A 2,623-nucleotide genomic window follows, 5' to 3' on the forward strand; every position below is an offset into this window, starting at 1 on the left:
TTTTCTGATGGAGGAGATATTCATATTCGCATGCATGCGATAGAGTAGAACTCTGTCGTTACACAGAGCCCCCTCGTCGAACGCAACGAGCGGTTTTCCCGCATTGCGCTCACCGACTGCTTTCATGACATAGTATTATGGCGTTTTCCCAGAAAGGTATGCGGTTTTGTATCCATAATTGAGAGTCTGTCCGGAATGTCCCTGTTTTTCCATGTACGTGGTATGTTATGCTGATGACAGTACATATACATAAGTCTGCACTGTGCATAGTCCCATATTCCTGTGAAAATGTTGGATGCTAGGCTGTGTTCAAAGTAATTTCCCCATCCTCTTAATACTGGGATGAGCATCTCCTTCGCCTCCTCAGGCGTCATTAAAGAGCGTACACTGTTATTTGTGAGGATCAGGATCTTTTCCCTTATTCTCATCTCGGATTTAGGAGAGGGAAACCATCTTGTTACCCTCTTCTTCCTCCATTGGGAATACTGCCTCACAAACCTGAAGCCAAGAAAGTCGAAACCCTCTTCTGCCTTTACTATTCGTGTCTTTTCCGTGTTCATTGTGAGATCAAGGTCTTGCATGATCTCGTCAAGTTTCTTCTTTGCCACTGTTGGATTGCCTGTCAGTAAGATGAGAAAGTCATCCGCGTATCTTATAAGATGGGCATCTTCTCCATATCTCTTCTGCAATCCAGAAGATTTCCATTGTTTATCCAATTGGTCAAGGTATATATTGGCAAGTAATGGTGACAGGGGAGAACCCTGAGGCGTTCCCCTGTCCTGTGTGTGTACCTCATTGTCTTCCATTATGCCTGCGTCAAGGAATTGCCGTATAATGTGGAGCATTGCCCCGTCTGATATCTTCTTTGCAACCTGTTCCATGAGTTTGTGCTTATCGATGTTGTCAAAGCATGCAGTTATATCTGCATCTATGATGTTCTCACAGCCGAAGTTAAGGTATTTCACGATCTCGTCCACAGCATTGTGGGCAGACTTATCCGGTCTGAAACCGAATGAGTTCAGCTCGAACTGTGTTTCGAATATGGGTTCTATGATGATCTTGATGGCTGTCTGTGTTATGCGATCCTTTACTGTGGGTATGCTCAGGGGTCTCTGTTTGCCATTTGCCTTTGGTATATACACCCTCTTCAGTGGCGATGGTCTGTATGTCCTTGCTTTCAGTTCTGACTGTATTTCTGTTAACAGTGGCTCTATTCCGTCTTTCTTCAGTTCTCTTATGGTTACTCCATCTATGCCCGGTGATCCGCCATTCTTCCTGACTGATTCCCAGGCTCTTTCCAGCACATCCATTCTCTGTATCTTATCGTATAAAGAATGGAATCTTCTTTCTGGTTCTGCTTTGGCTATGTCGTATAGTTTTCCGCATAGTTCACTGACCTTATCTTTGTTATTCATGTTCTATACCTTCCCTTTTACGTTCAGGCAACTCTGATAGCCATGAACTGTTTGGAAAACGTTCGCAGAAGTCCGGACACTTTGCATCCATCTCCATTACAGAGAATTCATCGCTACTATTATCCGGTCTGACTTCCCATACTTCATCATCCGGCATTTCGCTTCTGCTTATAGCCGGATTTACCTCCGGGTTGTGAAATACATGGTAGAAACCCGCTGTTGGGTTCTTTACAACCATATATTCCATCCCTCTCACAGGAAAGATATGGGATCTCCCGTCTTGTCTTGAATAACCTTCACCGCATGCAAGCCCTGCTACGCCGGGATGTCCAGATACCCCTACCGAATTTGTTGGTATCTGGTACTGCCTTCTCCATACATGGACAGGATCGGCACATTCCTTCACTCCATTACTGGAGGTACATATTACGACGCTACTTGTAGGTTCACTCACATTCAAGCCTGCGGCTTCGCGTAGAGATCTCTGAGCCTCATACTGAGGTTCCATATTTCCCGTTGTCGGTCTGCTTCAGATGAAACTGTTGCCAGTCCACCCTTGACCCTCGCTTCATAGTTTTCGGTTTTTCCTATGTTGAGACTTTCACTCATGATTATTCACCTTCGACGGCGCACCCTTATCCATGTATCTCCAATGAAAAACGTTGATTTCTATTACAGGACATCATTCTTGTCTGAAACAGTAAAGGATGCGCATGTCTCACCAGATGTCTTAGGTGACATGCTGAGGAATATAGGCACTGACAGGAAGTCAGTGACAGACTTTATGAAATCATTCATGAGGGATGAGAGATACCTTGCAGTGGACCTGACACATGTGCTCTCAATGAGTGAGAGCGTAATATCCGCCACACTTGGGCATAACAGCATGGAGGAGTACCTCCCCCAGGTACAGTTGCTCTTCCTGTTCTCACTGGAGCATGATGCACCGGTATATTTCAGGATACTTCCAGGATCAATAAACAGTGTGATGTCACTGAAGATAACAATGGAAGAAACCGGATCGAAGAATATAGTCTTAGTGGCTGATACCGGCTTCTATTCCCTGAAGAATGTCCAGGCTCTTGATGCCATGAAAATATTCTTCATAATACCATTAAGGAGGAACTCAAGGCTTATAGATTATTCCATGAAAGGGGAGAAACACTTCATGTTCCAGGATCATCCCATATTCTATTCAAAATATGAAA

At 44.4% G+C, this 2,623-nt stretch carries 4 protein-coding genes; 1 reads left to right on the plus strand and 3 read right to left on the minus strand.

Annotated features, from left to right (window positions below; translation table 11 throughout):
- Positions 1 to 122: 122 nt before the first annotated feature.
- From ltrA to AMDU4_RS08800, 3 genes are read right to left on the minus strand one after another with little or no spacing between them, the layout of a single operon-like run.
- On the minus strand, positions 123 to 1,415 hold the full coding sequence (gene ltrA, locus AMDU4_RS08790) for a group II intron reverse transcriptase/maturase (RefSeq protein ID WP_021787631.1): 1,293 nt from the start codon (positions 1,413 to 1,415) through the stop codon (positions 123 to 125).
- The gene (locus tag AMDU4_RS08795; RefSeq protein ID WP_290704781.1) at positions 1,408 to 1,869 is read right to left on the minus strand and encodes a hypothetical protein; all 462 of its coding nucleotides are present in this window, start codon (positions 1,867 to 1,869) and stop codon (positions 1,408 to 1,410) included. Before AMDU4_RS08795 ends, ltrA begins: the two co-directional genes overlap by 8 nt.
- A gap of 2 nt (positions 1,870 to 1,871) precedes the next feature.
- Positions 1,872 to 2,024, minus strand: a complete 153-nt coding sequence (locus AMDU4_RS08800) for a hypothetical protein (protein WP_290704784.1) — start codon at positions 2,022 to 2,024, stop codon at positions 1,872 to 1,874.
- A 43-nt stretch (positions 2,025 to 2,067) separates the two neighbouring features.
- Here AMDU4_RS08800 and AMDU4_RS08805 point away from each other — a divergent pair.
- On the plus strand, positions 2,068 to 2,623 hold a 556-nt coding region (locus AMDU4_RS08805), incomplete at its 3' end, for a transposase (RefSeq protein WP_021787633.1).

The organism is Ferroplasma sp. Type II, assembly GCF_000496155.1.